Below are 17575 nucleotides of genomic sequence, written 5' to 3' on the forward strand. Positions count from 1 at the left end.
AATCACACGAAGAAGAAAAAAAATTATCAGGCTGATAATGACAGGATTATGCCTCACGGGATTACTAGCAGCAAAGCCAATACCAGCATACATACTGCTAATATAACGCAATGGAGGCAAGGAACCAACATGTCTGTCCGCAAACATCTCAGGCATAAAAAAGTCCTTCCAGAAATGACTGGAAGGACTTTACGTTAGAACCGTATGTCAAAATGAAAATCTATTATTTTACTACCACGGTAGTATCTGTGCGCCAGGTGTTTTCGGCAATGGAAATACCCAACGGTACTCCTGAGGCAGGCGCCGTAATGCGAACGGTAGTTAGCGTATTTCGTTTTGGATTGATGGTGACACCTCCCAAGTTGGTAATGCTGCCATTAGGACGAACCCATTTCAAGGTTACCGGTACCGGATCCATCACATTGTCGCCATACGCAAAATCATTGACGGTATAGGTAAAGGTCAGTACAGACAAACTACCCACTGGCAGCGTCTTAGGGGCCGACTTCCAACCATAGTCTATCATCAGGTTACCATCACTGAAGTTCTCTGGCTGAAAACGAATACCATAAGTAATCCGTTTTAATGGAATGGTCAGGCTAACCAGTTGGCTGTCTTTTGGAGATCCTTGATAAGTACCATAATAAGTATCCAATTCGGAATTACGGTAGGTTTCGTAGGTATATTGACTGGTAGCTACAGCAAAGTAAGACAAACTATCCAGGAATTGGTATTTCAACTGATTAGGTCCAGTACTGTCCATGGAAAGACGATTGGTAATGTAACGGTTTAATGGAGTGCCCGGCAGGAAACGCCCCCCCGTTACACTGTCTACCGTTTCATACAATCCCTGGGCACTACCCCATTTAATGGCCGCTACGCGAATCGTGTAATAAGTGCCTTTGGGAAGCGTCAGATACATAGAATCCGGTTTAGTGAATATTCCCTGCGCAAATGGATAATAGCCAGCCAACCGTATATCTACCGCATAAATGGTGCTATCGGGATTGATACGGGCATTGCTCGCCTGACGGCCCAATGGTGATTCCGACGTTTGCAACTCGCCATTGAGCTGCAATTTAACTTTCATAGTTTCGCCAGACCACTTAGCATCCGTTTTTCCAGGTACAGGTGCAGAGTCATTTTTCTTACATGCATACAATACCGACATCAGGACCAATGATCCTAACACCAGGGCTTTAGGTGTTTTCATATTTATTTGGGTTTAATTAAAAGAGATTTAGGCTACAAACATTAACATTAACATTAACAACACGGCTCAACACTACCAAAAATAGGGAGGAATATCTGAATGTAGCCATTTCTTGTGATGAATATTTTTGTCTGGATAAATTAATGAAAAGTCCTTCCATAAAAGATTAAAAGGACTTTTCCTTATCGCCGATTGTCAAATTAAGCGTGCATTATTTTGCTACAACGGTAGTATCATTTTGCCAGTTATTTTCAGTGATGGAGATCCCCACTGGAATACCAGGACTCTGAGGGGCAGTAATGCTGACAGTAGTCATCGTATTACGTTTGGGACGTAATATGATACTTCCCAAATTGATGATACTTCCATTGGCACGGGACCATCTCAGCTTAAGCGGTAAATTCCGCATTTGATCCGAAGAAATAAAATCATTTGTAGTATAAGTGAAGCTGGTAGTAGCTAGATCACTGACCGGCACTATTTTAGACTGCGTTGTCCAGTCATAATCTATCATCAGATTGCCATCGTAAAAGTTTTGAGGCTTGAAACGCACCCCAAAAATCATTCGCTTCAACGAAACTGCTAGGGAAGTGGGTGTAGTATTCGGCATAGTGCTTTGATAAAAGCCCCAATAACATTCCAGCTCTGAATTGCGGTAGGTGTCATAGCCGTTTAGATAGTTGGCCACATTAAAGTAGCCTAGCGTATCCAGGAAGGTGTAATTTATCTTATTAGGGCCAGTCATATCTGTTGACATACTATTCGCAATGTGAAGGTTCAGCGGATTGCCTGGTAAGAAACGACCTCCGTTTATACTGTCGGTATATTCGTACAATCCCAGCCCAGTACCTCTTTTAATAGCAACAACTCTTATAATGTAATTAATGCCTTTTGGAACTGTGACATAAATGGCATTCGGGTCAGTGTATATCCCTTGTGCGAAAGGAGAACCTCCGCTATAACGTACATCCACTGCATAGATAACACTATCCGGAGTGATACGTGCATTGCTCGCCTGACGGCCCAGTGGGGATTCCCCTGTTTGTATTTCTCCAGTTAGGTCCAGTTTAACTTTCATCGTTTCTCCAGACCATTTAGGATCCGTTTTTCCAGGCGCAGAGTCATTTTTCTTACATGCATACAATACCGACATTAGGATCAATGATCCTAACACCAGGGCTTTAGGTGTTTTCATATTTATTCGGGTTTAATTAAAGAGAAATAGGCTACAAACATTTCATTGACATAACGACTTAACAGTAACAAAAATAGGGAGGAATATTTGAACGTCGCGCTTTCCCGAAATGAATATTTTAGGCTAGACAAAATTAAAACGGCCATATGTGATTGCATATGGCCGTTACCGTTATTTCTCAGGAATTGCTTCCAATAGTTTACCTATCATTTCCCCAATGGCTTTACTTTCTATCCATCGTACAACGGCTACCAGATTATGTTCTGGATCTACGTAAATAATATTAGCGCCATTGCCAATATGGATAAACGAAGATACTGGCGCTTTAGTAGCTAGTTTGTGATCGGTATTCAAGAACCAATTCATATAGCCGTAACCGGTATTAGCAGTGGTAGGTGTCAACGACTGCTTTACCCACTGTTCAGATAATAACCTGTTACCATTCCAGATGCCTCTGTGCAGCGTCAAGAGCCCGAATCTCCCCATGTCATATGCATTGATATACATCCCACCACCATAGTGGCCGCCGCCACTCACAGATTGGACGGGCTGTCCGTCCAGCACGATCCACGCATTGTTATATCCCATCCAACGCCATGTAGTGGAGGCGCCTATCGGTTCCATAATGTACTGTTTCAGTATTTGTGGCAATGGCTGACGCCACACGCTCGTAGCCGCCAATGCGAGGGCATTTACCCTTGTATCATTGTATTTCCAAACAGTGCCAGGTGCATGTCGTGGACGCGTTTTCCAACTGCTGAAATTACTATCTGGCCGATCTGCCCAATCAGGTTTTCCCCATAAGGTGCCTTCCCAATCACTCGTTTGACGCAGCATCACTTCCCAGGTCAATTGGCGGTTATGCGCAGATGCAAAAGGGGTAATGATTTCCGTCGCTTGCCCTGGATGAAAAATTTCAATGGGTGGCATGTAGGCAGCTACGGTATCATATACACTACGTATTAATCCTTTGTCCACCGCTACGCCTACCACAGCAGAGAGAAAACTTTTGGTCACACTATTGGTAATATCTACCCGCGATGGCTGACCCCATTCCGCGACTATATACCCTTTGTAAATGATGATACCACTAGGATCTGCACGATCTATCAGTGCACCTACTGGATCGCTATATGGCTCTTTACCAAAAGATTGCCACTGCGCGGAGTCCATGTTCCTACTCTGCTTGGATTCATTTTGGATGGCAAATTGAATGGCCGCATCCAGCTTGTCGGAGCGAAGGCCCATCGTTGCTGGTGCTCGATGCTCCCAACTGCCTTGCGGAGGGAAATACGATGTAGAAGATGGTTGCTGCGCCTGTGCTGAAACGGATGCTACTAACAGCGCTACCCAAATGATTTGTTTCATACAGATAAAAATAAATGTTTGTAGAGACGAAAACAAGAGAGAATATTTACCTTTCCACCAGAATTATTGTAGACGGCCCATGAAACGAATTTACACCACCGAGACTTTTGAACTGCCTACATGGAGAAAGGTTGGTTTGATGATTACGCTCGTGCTATGCGTGGGGGGATGCGTGCTGACCATATGGCAACTCCAGGAAGACCCAGTGTTTTTGATTGCCACCCTCGTATTCCTACTGGTATCTGTTTCCATGTATTTTTACATGCATGCCAAACTGGAGATTTCAGACGAAGGCATCGTCTTTTTCAATGGAATGAAATCCCTGCATATAGATTGGAACACTATTTCATCGGTGGATTTGAAACTGGTAGGTAAATATTCCGATCCTCAAATATTTATCCATTACAATAATACCAAACTCTCGCTGGCAGCTTCTTTTTATGGTAAAAAACAATTGAAAGGAATTTTAGATTTACTGGAGATGAAAGTCGCTCCGGACTTGTTTACGCCGGCTTATCAGCAACTGCGGACAGAAAGACTACAAAGTGCCTAATAGGGGCCATTGGGGGTGTGATATTTTTTTTGTATTTTAATCACAACCATCAATTCCACATTATGAACTCACGTCGTCGTTTTCTGCAAAAAATGGCTATCACCGCGGCGGGCCTTCCTTTGCTGCGTTACCAGGCACTCGCTGGAACATTTAATAAAGATGAACCTGTTTTGCGTGTTGCCCTAATGGGCCTCGGTAGTTACGCCAATCGCGTGGCGGATGCTATGAAAGCATGCACCAAAGCAAAGATTACAGGCGCTATCAGCGGAACCCCTAATAAGTTGGTCGATTGGCAGCAGCGGTTCAGCATTCCTGCAAAGAACTGCTATAACTACGAAAATTTCGATCAGATAAAAAACAACCCGGATATTGACGTGGTGTACATCACTACGCCCAATGCCCTGCATCATAGCCAGGTGTTACGTGTAGCCGCTGCCGGTAAACATGTGATCTGTGAAAAGCCAATGGCGCTCAATGCCAAAGAAGGCCAAGAAATGGTGGACGCCTGTCGGAAAGCCGGTGTACAGCTACTGGTAGCCTATCGGATGCACTTTGAACCAAAAACGCTCGCTATAACGGAAATGCGCAAACGAAATGAATTTGGAAAAATCATGTTTTTCCAAGGACAATGTGGTTTTCGTATAGGCGACCCTACACAATGGCGATTGAATAAGGAACTCGCCGGAGGAGGCTCCCTTATGGACATCGGTATTTACGCCATCAATGGCGCCCGCTATATGGTGGGAGAGGAGCCCGTTTGGATTACGGCCCAAGAAATAAAAACAGATCCCGTGAAATTCAAACCTGGCGTGGATGAAACCATCCAATTCCAACTGGGTTTTCCAAGCGGAGCCATCGCATCTTGCCTCTCTACTTATAACATGAATTACCTAGACCGCTTCTACCTCAACGGAGAAAAAGGATTCGCGGAATTACAGCCTTCCACGGGTTATGGGCCCATCAAAGGCAGAACCCACCAGGGAGAGCTTACACAGCCACATATCACCCATCAAACAGTACAAATGGAAGAGATGGCAGATATACTGCTGAGAGGGAAAAAGCCGGCTATACCAGTGGATGGAGCGGAAGGTGTGCGAGACCTGAAAATCATCGACGCCATTTATGCCGCTGTGCGCAGCGGGAAAAAGGAAATGCTGTAAAAGCACAAAAAAAACCGGCAATAACGCTGCCGGCCGGCGACTCATTTGCTGGAGCAATTACAAACTATAGACTGGACTACCGTAAAGGTCATTGTGGATATGCCCGTGAAGGCTGGCTACCTTCTGTAGCTGGAAATGCGGGAAAATGGCTACAACTATCCATGACCTTGATCCGCATTAACTATACGGTAAGACCCTGCTAGCAAATGTAAACTGGTTACCTTGAGCCTATATATAACCATTTAGTAAGGAAAAAGTTTGGTTAGTTGTGCTAACGTTGTTGCTCTTTCGCCTGTTGTTCCTGCCCAACGGGCAGGAACAACGAAAAAAATAAAGGAACCGGAAATTGACGTCGCAGACGTCAATTTCCGGTTCCACAAAAATCAACAAAACCGTTACTCCGTATATCCATCACAGTTATACATCAAAATACTATATTTGATACATGAAATGGACTATTTCCGCATATAGTACGGCCTTGTTTGCAACCTGGTATTTCGTAGAAGAACTAGGCATATTATTCGATGCCGGCGATGGCCTAACCTCCGCCCTATTGCAGAAAAGCCGTAAGATCAATCATGTATTTATTTCTCATGCCGATAGAGATCATCTCACCGGCCTACTACAATTAAATCAACTGAATGCCCGCGAAGGCTTTCCTATCATTTATTACCCCCGCGATAGTCGTTCTTTCCCTGCGATGGCGGATTTCCTCCAGCGGTTTGACCCACATACTTCCGGCATCCAATGGAAACCAGTGGCCCCCGGAGATGAAATCTGGCTGAACGAACACCTCGTAGTGGTGCCTGTCAGGAATGAACATGTAAACGCGCCACCAGATGTTATCCGCAGCCTGAGCTATAAACTGATAGAAGTAAAGCAAAAGATAAAACCCGACCTCGTTGGATTGCCGCCGCAAGAAATTAAACGCATCATCCTGGAACAGGGTAAGGAAAATACGACGATGGAAGTGAGACGCACACTGCTCGGTTATTCCGGCGATACGCCAGTAGAAGATTTGCAGCGCTGGGACCAAACAGATATCCTCATCCATGAAGCTACCTTCATTAGCAGCGAAGGAGATATCCCCGCCAAAGGTTATAAGAATAAGCATAGTCGCTTAGAAGAAGTGCTGTTGATGGTAAGTAAATTGGAGGTGAAGCAATTGATCCTGGGACATTTTTCCACCCGCTACGACGCCCATCAAATAGATGAGGCCATCCTTACTTTATGCCGCAAATATGCCGTCCATATCCCGGTTTATCGCGTGCTGCCAGGCGCCACGATGTGGGATATCCTGCACCAATCCCCCGTGAACCAGTCGCTTTTATAGCGACTCGTGTCTTCCGAAATAATATATAAACTATTGATAATTAATAAAATGTGATTTTTTAAAATTAATAGTTTGAATTCCAACAGTTTTAATTTTAACTTTGTGTGGCTAATTTGAAAAAGCTATGCAACAGGAGCTACCCTCGCTAGTAGAGTATGGACCACGGAGAGCAATTATCACGATTACCGCTGTCGTATGCGCGTTATTGGAAATTATTGACACCACCATTGTAAACGTTGCCCTTCCAGATATGAGAGGGAGTCTCGGCGCTACCCTCAACGAAGTAAGCTGGGTCATCACGGCTTATTCCCTCGCCAATGTTATCATCGTTCCGATGACCAGTTGGTTGTCGCAGCAATTTGGCCGCCGAAATTACTTTGCTACATCTGTTATACTGTTTACTGTTTGCTCTTTCCTTTGTGGTAACGCTACCAATATCTGGGAGTTGGTGGTATTCCGTTTCCTCCAGGGCCTCGGTGGCGGCGCGCTACTGGTAACCTCGCAAACCATCATCACGGAAAGTTGGCCTACAGAGAAAAGAGCGACGGCACAAGCGATTTATACGCTGGGCGTGATCGTAGGACCTACCCTCGGCCCTCCATTAGGCGGTTATATCATCGATCATTATGCTTGGCCATATATCTTCTACATCAATATTCCAGTTGGAATTGTGGCAGCATTGCTGACCATGCAATTTGTTCGCAGTCCGCAGTATGAAGAGAAACGCAGCGCCTCTCAGGTCGACTGGTTGGGCATCTTCCTACTGGCTGTCGGGATTGGATCTTTGCAATTTGTATTGGAAAAAGGACAGGAAGAAGATTGGTTTAGCAGTGCGTTGATAATTATCTTGTCTGTAATCGCAGTTTTTGGTATCTTCTTCTTTATTTGGCGACAGTGGGTATACCAATACCCAGTGGTGGAATTAAGGGTATTGCGAAATGGAAATCTTCGTATAGGCGTGATACTTTCTTTTATCATGGGATTTGGACTGTTTGGGTCCACGTTTGTTATACCGTTATATACCCAATCTCTACTCGGATGGACGGCCCAACAATCGGGGATGTTACAATTGCCCAGTACCATCTTTGTAGCAGTGATGATGCCCGTAGTGGCCATCCTGATACAGAAAGGAGTACCACAGAAATACCTGATAGCCATCGGTATGACGGTGTTCTTTATTTATAGTTTACTATCGTATAAAGTTTTGGGGCCCGACACGTCTTCGGCCGACTTCTTCTGGGTCCTCATCATCCGTGGATTCGGATTGGGATTATTATCGGTGCCCGTGAGTACGATGTCGTTATCCACGCTGAAAGGGAAGGAGATCGGGCAGGGGGCGGCCTTCTCCGGCATGATGCGCCAATTGGGAGGCGCTTTCGGGGTGGCGTTGATATCCACTTTCGTGACCCGTCAGACGGATTTACACCGCAGTACGATCGTAGATCACCTGGATGTCAACAATCCGGCGGTGATGAACAGGATCGCTCAAACCGCGGCCACGATGCATGCTAAAGGGTTTGATATTGCTACCGCCCAACAGAAAGCCTACGCGCTACTGGATGCCACAGTGATGAAACAGGCTACTATCCGGTCGTACATGGATGTATTTATCTGGGTAGGGGTGATGTTCCTGGTTTGTGTGCCTTTCGTATTGCTATTTGTGAAAAACTCCAAGAACAAGGTAAATATGGCCGATGCGGCACATTAATGATATCTTTGTTTATATGGAACCTATATTGAATAAAGTAGATCTGGCGCGAGAACTAGGCCGGGAGACAGCAGAAGTAAGAAATGAATTGCGGCAGTTTCTGCAAAGGAAAATTAAAGAAAGTAATTGGGACATCAGTTTTGAACTGCTGGAGATCCTTGCTTTGCTCCATAAAAAAGACGGCATGATCCAGCAAGAAATCGCGGATGTTTTAATAAAAGATAAATCCAGTATCACTTACCTGATCTCTAATATGGTAAAGCGAGACTTGGTAGAAAGAATAGAAGACCAGAACGATCGCCGGAACAAACAGATCTTCCTGAAGGCTAAAGGCCGGGAGTTGCTACAACAACTTGGCCCCTGGGTGGAAGAGCTGTATACGAAGGCTACACAGGGCATTTCTGTGGAAAGCATTGCGCTGGCACTAGCAATAGCCCGTAAAATGAACGAAAATCTGAAGTAACAATACAATGAAAACATTACTGATACCTGTAGACGCCAATACCACCTATCTGACATTGATGAACTATGCCGCAGCATGGGTGAAAAAATATGAATACCAGCGAGTGGTACTGTTGCAGTCACTCTATGAGAATGTTTTCAGTACCATGGCCATGTCGGCCGATTACGTAGCCGTAAATCCGGATAATATTTCCAGTCATCGTGAAGATGTGATGTGGAAACTCAATGACCTGGCACAAGCCCTCCAGAAAATGGTAGGCGGATCCATTGAAGTCACCATGGCCTGGAGCGAACTGCCTTTACTCCGTGCAGTAGTGGATGCTATCCACTCAGAAAATCCGCAACTGGTGATGCTGGAAAACAAAAATGGAGACGATATTATAAGCACTTCGCTGATAGCCATCGCCAAGGCCAGTCCTGTGAGGGTACTGGTGGTGCCCGCTGGCATGGCTTATCAGCCAGTTGAAAAGGCGCTGATACCAGTGGATTTCAAAGCCATGCAAACGCTGGATAAAATCCGCCACTTCCAACATACTCCCCTCTGGGTACCGCAAGAACTGGTGATATTGAATGTAGACCCCCAACAACACTACCAACACCCGGATGAAGAGTTCCAAGCCGCTATGGACAAACTGAAATCCTACCTGCATAAATATAATTTCCATGTGGAATTCCGGGATGATAAGGATGTCATCAATTGCATTGTGGATTATGCCCACACCACCAATATCCAGTTGATTGTGGCGTTACCAGGGAAACACAGCTTCCTCTATACCCTGACGCATAAAAGTATTTCTGAAGGAATTTATAAAGCAGCCCAACTGCCGGTGATGATTCTGAAGTAGGGGTATTTTTTGGGGCGAACAATGGATGAAATTCATCTTCTTCCAAAGTCCTTGGTTTTTGAGGGAATTCTCGGACGTATTAAGTCATCGTTATAAGAATAGGGATAGTCATAGGCGTATTTCGTAGAGTCATTAGCGTTATACAAATGTAGGGGCTTGCTACAGGTTTAAGACCCGGAAAATCACCTATTTAGATACGGGAAAAACACCCGAAATGAAGGCAAGACATCTTGTCGACCCTGCCCAGCGGGAAGGGTCAACGAAAAAATAAAATAAAAAAGATCGGGAGTGACATCGCAGACGTCACTCCCGATCCTTTTTTATACCCTGTCGGTTTTGTTCTATTTTCCCGATACAGGCCCATCTACCTTTGATAAAAAAAAGAACATGATAGCAATTACAGGCGCTACTGGCAACCTTGGCCGAGCCACCATACAACAATTACTGAAAACTGTTTCTCCAGAAAACATTACTGCGATTGTCCGTGATCCCAATAAACTGGAAACGGTACCAGGCATGCAGGTGAAAATAGCCGACTACGACGATTATAATTCCCTGGTAGCAGCTTTCAGCGGTGCAGACACCCTTTTGCAAATATCTAGCGCCTCCTACGGCGACCATGCCACCTTCCAGGAAGAACAAGTCGTGAAAGCCGCTGCTGCCGCAGGTATTCAACACCTGGTATATACCAGTACCCTGCAACCTTCCTCCGCTGCAATATTCGATGGAGGCCGTACCTGCTACAACACAGAAGTGGCCATCCGCAACAGTGGCATGCACTACACCATTTTCCGTAACAGTATGTACCTGGAAACGATTCCATTGTTCATCGGGCCAGCGATGGAAACGGGCCAGATCCGTTACCCAGGCGGAGAGGGGGCGATCAGCTTCGTAGGCAGAGAAGATATTGCGAAAGCACTGGCGAAAGTGCTAGCAGCTCCTGCCAAAGGCGGCCGCAGCTTCAATATTACCGGAGACCATGCTTATTCATTCGGCGATATCGCCCGCATCCTGGGCGAAGAAAGAGGTCTGCCTGCTACTTACACTAATATCAGTGAGGAGGAATTCAGAACGGAAATGGAAGGTTTCGGCCTCCCTCCGGAAGCGGTCGACTTCTACAGCAGTATGGCTGCCAGTATCCGGAACCGTGAATTCAGTTTGACCGATATGACTTGGCAACAATTCCTGGACAAGCCAACCCTGGATATTCGGGCATTCCTGGGCGAAAATTGATTCCAGTTGCCATGGCTACATCACCCGTTCTTGGGAGGGCGCTCAAGGGCGGGTGATGATATAGGGAGACACGATCATACCTTGCCAACACCCCCAAAAAAATTAGGAAACTTTAATCTCTTGGTATTGAAAAAAATCACACTTTTGCACCTCGTTTGCTAGTGTCTTTAATTTTTATTCCATGAGGTTCCTGATACCTTTCCTGGCCGGCGTTATGGTAGCCGCCAGTAGCTATGCCCAGACAGATGTAGTGCTGAAGAAAAAAGCAGTAAGTGATTCTGTACTGACGAATAATCGCGAAATCATTCTCCCAGAGCCGTTCAATGGCCAGAAAGCCATGTTGGCGCTCTTTCCCGGACGATATTATAATCTTACCCGATCTTATAAAAATGAGATGATCAACTGGACTTGTCCTACTTGTAAGGCCAAGCAGTATGAGGATGTCAATGAAGATAACGGAGGCCCCTTCCCTTATAAAGGGGGCGTGGCTACCCGTTTGATGAATATCATGGACTTCAAGGATTCCTCCGGCATGCAGTACAAGGTGATCAGCTTTAACCACTCTGAGTTTGATGAAGATGGTATGCAAACATCCCGCTTCACCGGCGGACTCCTCGGACTGGCCAAATTTGTACTCACAGACGGTGGCTGGAAACTGCGGATGTATACCCCTGCCATCAAGGCTTACGGGGCATTCAGCCAGGCGCCTACGCCTAAGCCGCTACAGATAGGCCAAGATCAATATGCCTTTGTACTCAGACATACCAATGGCCCCGGTGGAGGACCTTTCTATACCACCCTTTACCTGATTGCCGGCATGAATGGCAATTACCAAGAAGTAATGGCTGCCTATGGCGTAGAGAAAAGTGGCGGTGACAACGAGGATGGCCATTTCAGCACCTGGACCAGCGAATACACCGTTCCTGCCAGCGATAAAAAATATTTCCGCGATATCGTGATTACTTGGAAAGGTACCTACCATACCGACGACCTGGAACCACTGCCTGCAGAAGTAACGAAGCTGATTAAAAAAGGAAAGAAAACGGGGAAATTCACCCTAGTACAACGATTCGTGTATAAAGGCAGCAAAGGTTATGAGCTGCAACCAGGATCACAAGTAACCGTGAACTAAATGTATCACGCAGGGGGATGCAAGGATCGCAGAAGTTTCACGCAAGGATCGCAAAGGAGCAAAGACTTATGATTGGTTATTTAATTTGTATTTGACCAAACATAAGCGTGCAAAGGCGCAAAGGAATAAAATTTCCTTTGCGCCTTTGCGTTTTTTCTTTGCGCCTTTGCGAGAATGCATTGCGCTTTGGCGAGCATACATTTGTTATCTTTATTTGACAAAGCAATAATAAACGTAGCACTATGATAGCATTTTTAGGAATGGGCCTACTCGGTTCTAATTTTGTAAAGGCGTTAAGAAGAAAAGGAGAAGCAGTACAGGTATGGAATCGTACCGCTTCTAAAGCGAAAGCCCTGGAAGCAGATGGAGCAGTTGCTTTTGAAAACGTAGCGGATGCGGTACGCGGCGCAGATCGCATACATCTCGTGGTGAAAGATGACGCTGCTGTAGAAGAAGTACTGTCGGCGGCATTACCAGGATTACAGCCTGGCGCCATCATCATCGATCATACCACCACCTCCAAAGAAGGCGCTATTGCCAGAACGGCCGCCTGGAGAGAAAAAGGGTTTACGTATATGCATGTCCCTGTTTTCATGGGACCCGCCAATGCGCTAGATGGTTCTGGCTTCATGCTCGTTTCCGGAGACCAGGCATTGATCCAGAAAATGGAACCCGTATTAGCATCCATGACGGGCAAAGTATTGAACCTAGGGCCGGAAACTGGCCGTGGTGCTGCGCTGAAGCTGATCGGTAATTTGTTCCTCGTTACTTTCACCGCTGGCCTCGCAGATACTTTCGCCTTGGCGAAATCCATGGATGTGCCAGTGGATGCGGTATCGTCTCTCTTTAAAGAATGGAATCCTGCCAATGCATTGCCAATGCGCATTCAACGTATGACTGCGGGAGACTACAGCAAACCATCCTGGGAGCTCAACATGGCCAGGAAAGATACCCAACTGTTCATGAATCAAGCAGAAAAGGCGGGCATTGAACTAAACGTGATCCCGGCTATTGCGGCGCTGATGGACCAATGGATCGACAAAGGCCATGGCAGCGAAGATTGGACAGTGATCGGGAGTGCGAACGTGAAATAATTTTCACCACCATATTGCAAAGCAGATCGCTATGTTAACAACCTTTATTCAGCATATACTGCTCATCATTATCATCTTGTTTTTGATCATGCTGGCAGGACAACTGAGAATCGCTTATCCTATAGTACTCTGCTTAGCAGGACTGGTATTGAGCACCATGCACGTGCTCCCTGCCATCGAAATAAATCCCGAAATGATCCTCCTGATATTCATGCCGCCTCTCTTATACGAGGCGGCATGGTATACCTCCTGGAAAGATTTCTGGCGCTGGCGACGGATCATCTTAAGTTTTGCTTTTCTCATTGTTATCATGACTGCTGGCGTGGTGGCATTGGTATCTACCGCTATCATCCCCGGATTCACGCTGGCATTAGGCTTTCTGTTGGGGGGTATCGTGTCTCCCCCTGATGCTGTTTCTGCTACTACGGTTCTCAAATATGTCAAGATCCCCAAAGCGATGAGCGCTATCCTGGAAGGGGAAAGTCTCATGAACGATGCGAGTAGCTTAATTGTTTTCCGTTTTGCTATGCTAGCGGTGACCACCGGCCAGTTTATATTGTACAAGGCTGCTGTGAGTTTTGTAGTGGTGATTGTAGTAGGCGTATTAGTTGGAATCCTAGTGGCACTGATCTATTACGGCATTCATCGTTGGATGCCCACTACTACCCATGTGGATATCGTACTAACGCTAACGGCCCCCTATGTGATGTACATTACTGCGGAAGAGTTCAATGGCTCCGGTGTGCTAGCAGTGGTAGCAGGTGGATTGTTTCTTTCCGCCCGTAGCCATGAATTCCTCTCTAACCGAAGTCGTATAGCCGGTAGCGATGTATGGGCCACACTGGGATTTATATTGAATGGGGTCGTGTTTATGCTGATAGGACTGGAATTGCCGGTCATCATTAAAGAACTAGGTACCAGTAGTATTTGGGTAGCCATCAAATATGGTTTGATTATCACGGGAGTACTGATGGTAGGCCGAATACTCACTACCTTGGGCACCTCTGTATTCACGGTGTTTATCAGTAGGTATATCACCACTGCCAGTAAGCGCCCGGGATGGAAAGGCCCATTGATCCTCGGTTGGGCGGGTATGCGCGGGGTGGTATCATTGGCGGCGGCTTTGTCTATACCGGTATACATGGATAATCAAGGCCACCTATTCCCACAACGCAACCTCATTCTCTTCATCACGTTTACGGTTATCCTACTCACCTTGGTGATCCAAGGACTCACCCTACCGCTAGTCATCCGACTGATCCGACCTACAGATGACGATCATGCCCTACCAGAAAAGGAACAAGAAAAAAAGATCCGGAAAAAACTCCTGCATGCCAGCATGCGCTTCCTAGATGAAGAACACCAAGATGCACTAGCATCCAATAGTGCTGTAAAGAAAATGCGGGAGGAACTGGAAGAACTGCATCTCCTTACCAGCGGTAAAGAAGGCACTCTAGCAGAGAAAGAAGAATATCTCACGATATCCCTCCGACTGATCGAATACCAGCGGGAAGTGCTGGCAGACTTAAACAAGGACTACGCCACCGATCATGAAATCATTCGTAAATTCCATGAGCTGCTGGATGTAGAAGAAGAGAAACTTCGCTTGCAGTTTGATATTGGCTAATTATTGCTGCATAAGGATCAGGTATTGTAGTCCGGGATTACGGATCTCGAGGGTATGGTATCCGGACTCATTTTCTAGTAATTTTCCATTGGCATAGACATTTGTTCTATCAGCAGCCTGCATCCTAAAAGTAGCAGTAGTGTTTGCGGGAATATTAATCCGCAGTTCCACCCCCTGTTTCAGCTTTTTCCATTTCACCATCACTTTTCCATAAGGCGTTTGATGCCAAGCTTCCAGGCTGTCTAGGTTCACAGGAATCTTGGGCTCAATGATGATATGTTTGAAGCCAGGATGGTTTTCATCTGGTTTGATACCTGCCAACTGTTTATACATCCAGGCGCCGATTTCCCCGAACATAATATGATTGCGGGAGAGATCAGATTTCCCTTGCAAAGCCCAATTTTCGTATAGGGTAGTAGCGCCTTTCTCCATCCACCATCCCCAGGAGGGCTCTTTGTTGGCGCTGGCGAGTCGGTATGCTATATTATGATAGCCGTTCTCGCTGAGTGCATTGAGGATGGTCTTGGACCCCAATAATCCCACATCCAATTGGTAATGGTCTGTGACCACTCGTTGTGCGAGTGCGGCTGCCACCCAACTGACCAGGGTATCTGGCACCAGGCCCCAGTAAAGCGCTACGGATTGTTCCGTTTGGAAGCCCTGATCGTATACGCCTGTGAGTGGGTCCAGGTATTTATCGTTGAAAGCATCTTTTATAGATTGCGCCAGCCGGGTATAATGTTGGTAATCGACCTTATGACCCAGTATTTTCGCGGCTTTCGCCAGGATGCATACATCTGCATAATAGTAGGCCGTAGACGTAAATGTCACAGGAGTTTTGGATTTCACAGGCACCCAATCGCCTAGGCCCCAGTGGCAGAGGCCCCCCGGACTTCTAGCCGTAATTTGATCTACATACCGTTTGATGGCGGAGTAGCAGTGGCTAAGGGAGGTGGTGTCTCCATCATATAAATAAAGATTCCAGGGAATGATAGCAATGGTACTGGTCCAGTCGGGCCCATTGCCCCATTCATACCCCCACCCGCCGGTAGGGATAATAGCTGGAAACACGCCATTGGCTTGTTGTTCATCTAGATGGTCGTTCATCCATTTCTCATATACCGTGATGCCATCGAAGTTATACAGCCCAGTTTCTGAAGCGATATGCGCATCGCCGGTCCATCCATTTTTCTCCCGCTGGGGGCAGTCTGTCGGATAGCCGTAGAGGTTAGAGAGATACGAATTATTCGTCGCCTGCCAGATTTGATTGAGCAGTGGGTTGGAGGTATGGAGACCGCCAGCTATCGGTACCAAACTATGTATTCGAATACCATGCAGACTTTCTTTCGTAAGCCGTAAAGGCCTACTACTGGTGACTTCCACGTATTGGAACCCTTTGTAATTAAAGTGCGGTGTGAACTGGTGTGGCCCTTTCCCATCTAGGATATAGATATCTGTTTGGAAGGGATCCAAATGATCTGTCGGGCGATAGTGTATATCGATATTGGATTGATCTACATGACCGTTGGGGTAAAGTTGTTCTCCATGTTTCAGTTGCACCACTGTGCCGGCAGGACCATCCAGCATAATACTGCTAACGCCTGCGATATTTTGTCCCAGGCTGAATACCCAGTTGGTATCGCTGAAGGAACGTATAGTCGTGGCCGGGAGAATAGTATCTACGCCAATGGGTAGCATTGTTTGTGCGGTGATAACAGGCGCTGGGGCTTTTCTGATTTGTGCGCTCGTCCATTCATGGTCATTGAATCCGGGGGCGTCCCAACCGGGTTGGGCCAATCGGAGGTCCTGGTGTTCGCCGGTATAGATGCTGTTGAAGGTAATGTCTGCTGTGGATGTTTTCCAATCAGGCCCTGTGGAGACGATGGTACTAGTGCCATCGTTGTAAGTGATGTGTAGGTCCATGCAGAAGGTAGGCCGATTTCGCCAGGGCGCTTTATCGAAATTCCATACAGCAGTGGATTGCAGGTTGTACCAGCCGTTTCCCAAAATGACCCCGACAACGTTTTCGTTTTGTTGTAACGCCTGGGTCACATCATAGGTGACGTATAGGAGGCGTTTATCGTACCGGGTAAACATGGGATCCAGCAGGTGATGGCCAATTCTATGGCCATTGATATAGAGCTCATAGAGGCCGGCTGCGCTGATATAGGCGCGTGCGCTAGTAATTTTTTTTAGGGAGACGAATGATTTTCTGAACAGGGGCGCTGCTTTAAAATCAGAGGGGTGATTATCGCTGATCCATACCCCTTTCCAATTTTTAGCGTTCATCATGCCTGTTTCAAAAGTGCTGCAACTGCGGGATGTATTGTCGGCGGAAGCTACCATCCAGTCATAGGAGGTGAATGGCTGTAAGGCAGGACCGTTGTACACTATCCGGTTATTGGGAGTAGTGGCAGTCCATACCAGGCTATCCTGATATCGTACCTGCACCGTATAGGACGTGGAATTGGTAACACCTTCCCAAGACAGTCTTGGATGTGGGTTATCGATACCCAGTGGTTGGGAGAGGTATTCGCAGCGTAAATGGGTAGTAGTAGGTTGCTGAGCGTTGGCGGTAACGAGGCAGCAACCCAGTAGAAAGGCTGGGAGATATTTAAGAACTTGGAGCATGTCCTTTGCTGATGATCTTTT

General features: G+C 46.4%; 14 protein-coding genes. 10 read left to right on the forward strand and 4 right to left on the reverse strand.

Going from position 1 to position 17575, the window contains the following annotated elements; genetic code table 11:
* Window positions 1–223: 223 nt before the first annotated feature.
* From JO154_RS13390 to JO154_RS13400, 3 genes are all read right to left on the reverse strand, one after another.
* Window positions 224–1213, reverse strand: coding sequence for a hypothetical protein (locus JO154_RS13390; RefSeq protein ID WP_291946245.1), 990 nt, complete (start codon window positions 1211–1213; stop codon window positions 224–226).
* A 211-nt stretch (window positions 1214–1424) separates the two neighbouring features.
* On the reverse strand, window positions 1425–2408 hold the full coding sequence (locus JO154_RS13395) for a hypothetical protein (RefSeq protein WP_291946246.1): 984 nt from the start codon (window positions 2406–2408) through the stop codon (window positions 1425–1427).
* 171 nt (window positions 2409–2579) lie between these two features.
* Window positions 2580–3776: a serine hydrolase gene (locus JO154_RS13400; protein ID WP_291946248.1), complete on the reverse strand. Its 1197-nt coding sequence runs from the start codon at window positions 3774–3776 to the stop codon at window positions 2580–2582.
* Between the two features lie 79 nt (window positions 3777–3855).
* Here JO154_RS13400 and JO154_RS13405 point away from each other — a divergent pair, with 79 nt between their 5' ends.
* From JO154_RS13405 to JO154_RS13450, 10 genes are all read left to right on the forward strand, one after another.
* On the forward strand, window positions 3856–4329 hold the full coding sequence (locus tag JO154_RS13405; protein WP_291946250.1) for a hypothetical protein: 474 nt from the start codon (window positions 3856–3858) through the stop codon (window positions 4327–4329).
* A 62-nt stretch (window positions 4330–4391) separates the two neighbouring features.
* Window positions 4392–5489 (forward strand): Gfo/Idh/MocA family oxidoreductase, encoded by a 1098-nt coding sequence (locus JO154_RS13410; RefSeq protein ID WP_291946251.1) that lies wholly within the window; start codon window positions 4392–4394, stop codon window positions 5487–5489.
* Between the two features lie 445 nt (window positions 5490–5934).
* Window positions 5935–6822: an MBL fold metallo-hydrolase gene (locus JO154_RS13415; RefSeq protein ID WP_291946253.1), complete on the forward strand. Its 888-nt coding sequence runs from the start codon at window positions 5935–5937 to the stop codon at window positions 6820–6822.
* A gap of 124 nt (window positions 6823–6946) precedes the next feature.
* Window positions 6947–8530, forward strand: a complete 1584-nt coding sequence (locus JO154_RS13420; RefSeq protein ID WP_291946255.1) for a DHA2 family efflux MFS transporter permease subunit — start codon at window positions 6947–6949, stop codon at window positions 8528–8530.
* Window positions 8531–8546: 16 nt separating this feature from the next.
* Window positions 8547–8993, forward strand: coding sequence for a MarR family transcriptional regulator (locus tag JO154_RS13425; protein WP_291946257.1), 447 nt, complete (start codon window positions 8547–8549; stop codon window positions 8991–8993).
* 7 nt (window positions 8994–9000) lie between these two features.
* On the forward strand, window positions 9001–9837 hold the full coding sequence (locus JO154_RS13430; RefSeq protein ID WP_291946260.1) for a hypothetical protein: 837 nt from the start codon (window positions 9001–9003) through the stop codon (window positions 9835–9837).
* A 387-nt stretch (window positions 9838–10224) separates the two neighbouring features.
* Complete coding sequence (locus JO154_RS13435) at window positions 10225–11070, forward strand: NAD(P)H-binding protein (protein ID WP_291946262.1); 846 nt, start codon at window positions 10225–10227, stop codon at window positions 11068–11070.
* Window positions 11071–11251: 181 nt separating this feature from the next.
* Entirely contained in the window at window positions 11252–12202 is a 951-nt protein-coding gene (locus JO154_RS13440) for a hypothetical protein (protein ID WP_291946264.1), read from the forward strand.
* Window positions 12203–12444: 242 nt separating this feature from the next.
* On the forward strand, window positions 12445–13296 hold the full coding sequence (locus tag JO154_RS13445; RefSeq protein WP_291946266.1) for an NAD(P)-dependent oxidoreductase: 852 nt from the start codon (window positions 12445–12447) through the stop codon (window positions 13294–13296).
* Window positions 13297–13327: 31 nt separating this feature from the next.
* Entirely contained in the window at window positions 13328–14923 is a 1596-nt protein-coding gene (locus JO154_RS13450) for a Na+/H+ antiporter (protein ID WP_291946268.1), read from the forward strand.
* Here the strand turns inward: JO154_RS13450 and JO154_RS13455 are convergent, their stop codons facing one another.
* Window positions 14924–17554, reverse strand: a complete 2631-nt coding sequence (locus tag JO154_RS13455) for an alpha-L-rhamnosidase (RefSeq protein ID WP_291946271.1) — start codon at window positions 17552–17554, stop codon at window positions 14924–14926. It lies immediately after the preceding gene.
* Window positions 17555–17575: the final 21 nt, after the last annotated feature.

Origin of the sequence: Chitinophaga sp. (genome assembly GCF_019236475.1) — a bacterium.
Lineage (GTDB): Bacteria > Bacteroidota > Bacteroidia > Chitinophagales > Chitinophagaceae > Chitinophaga.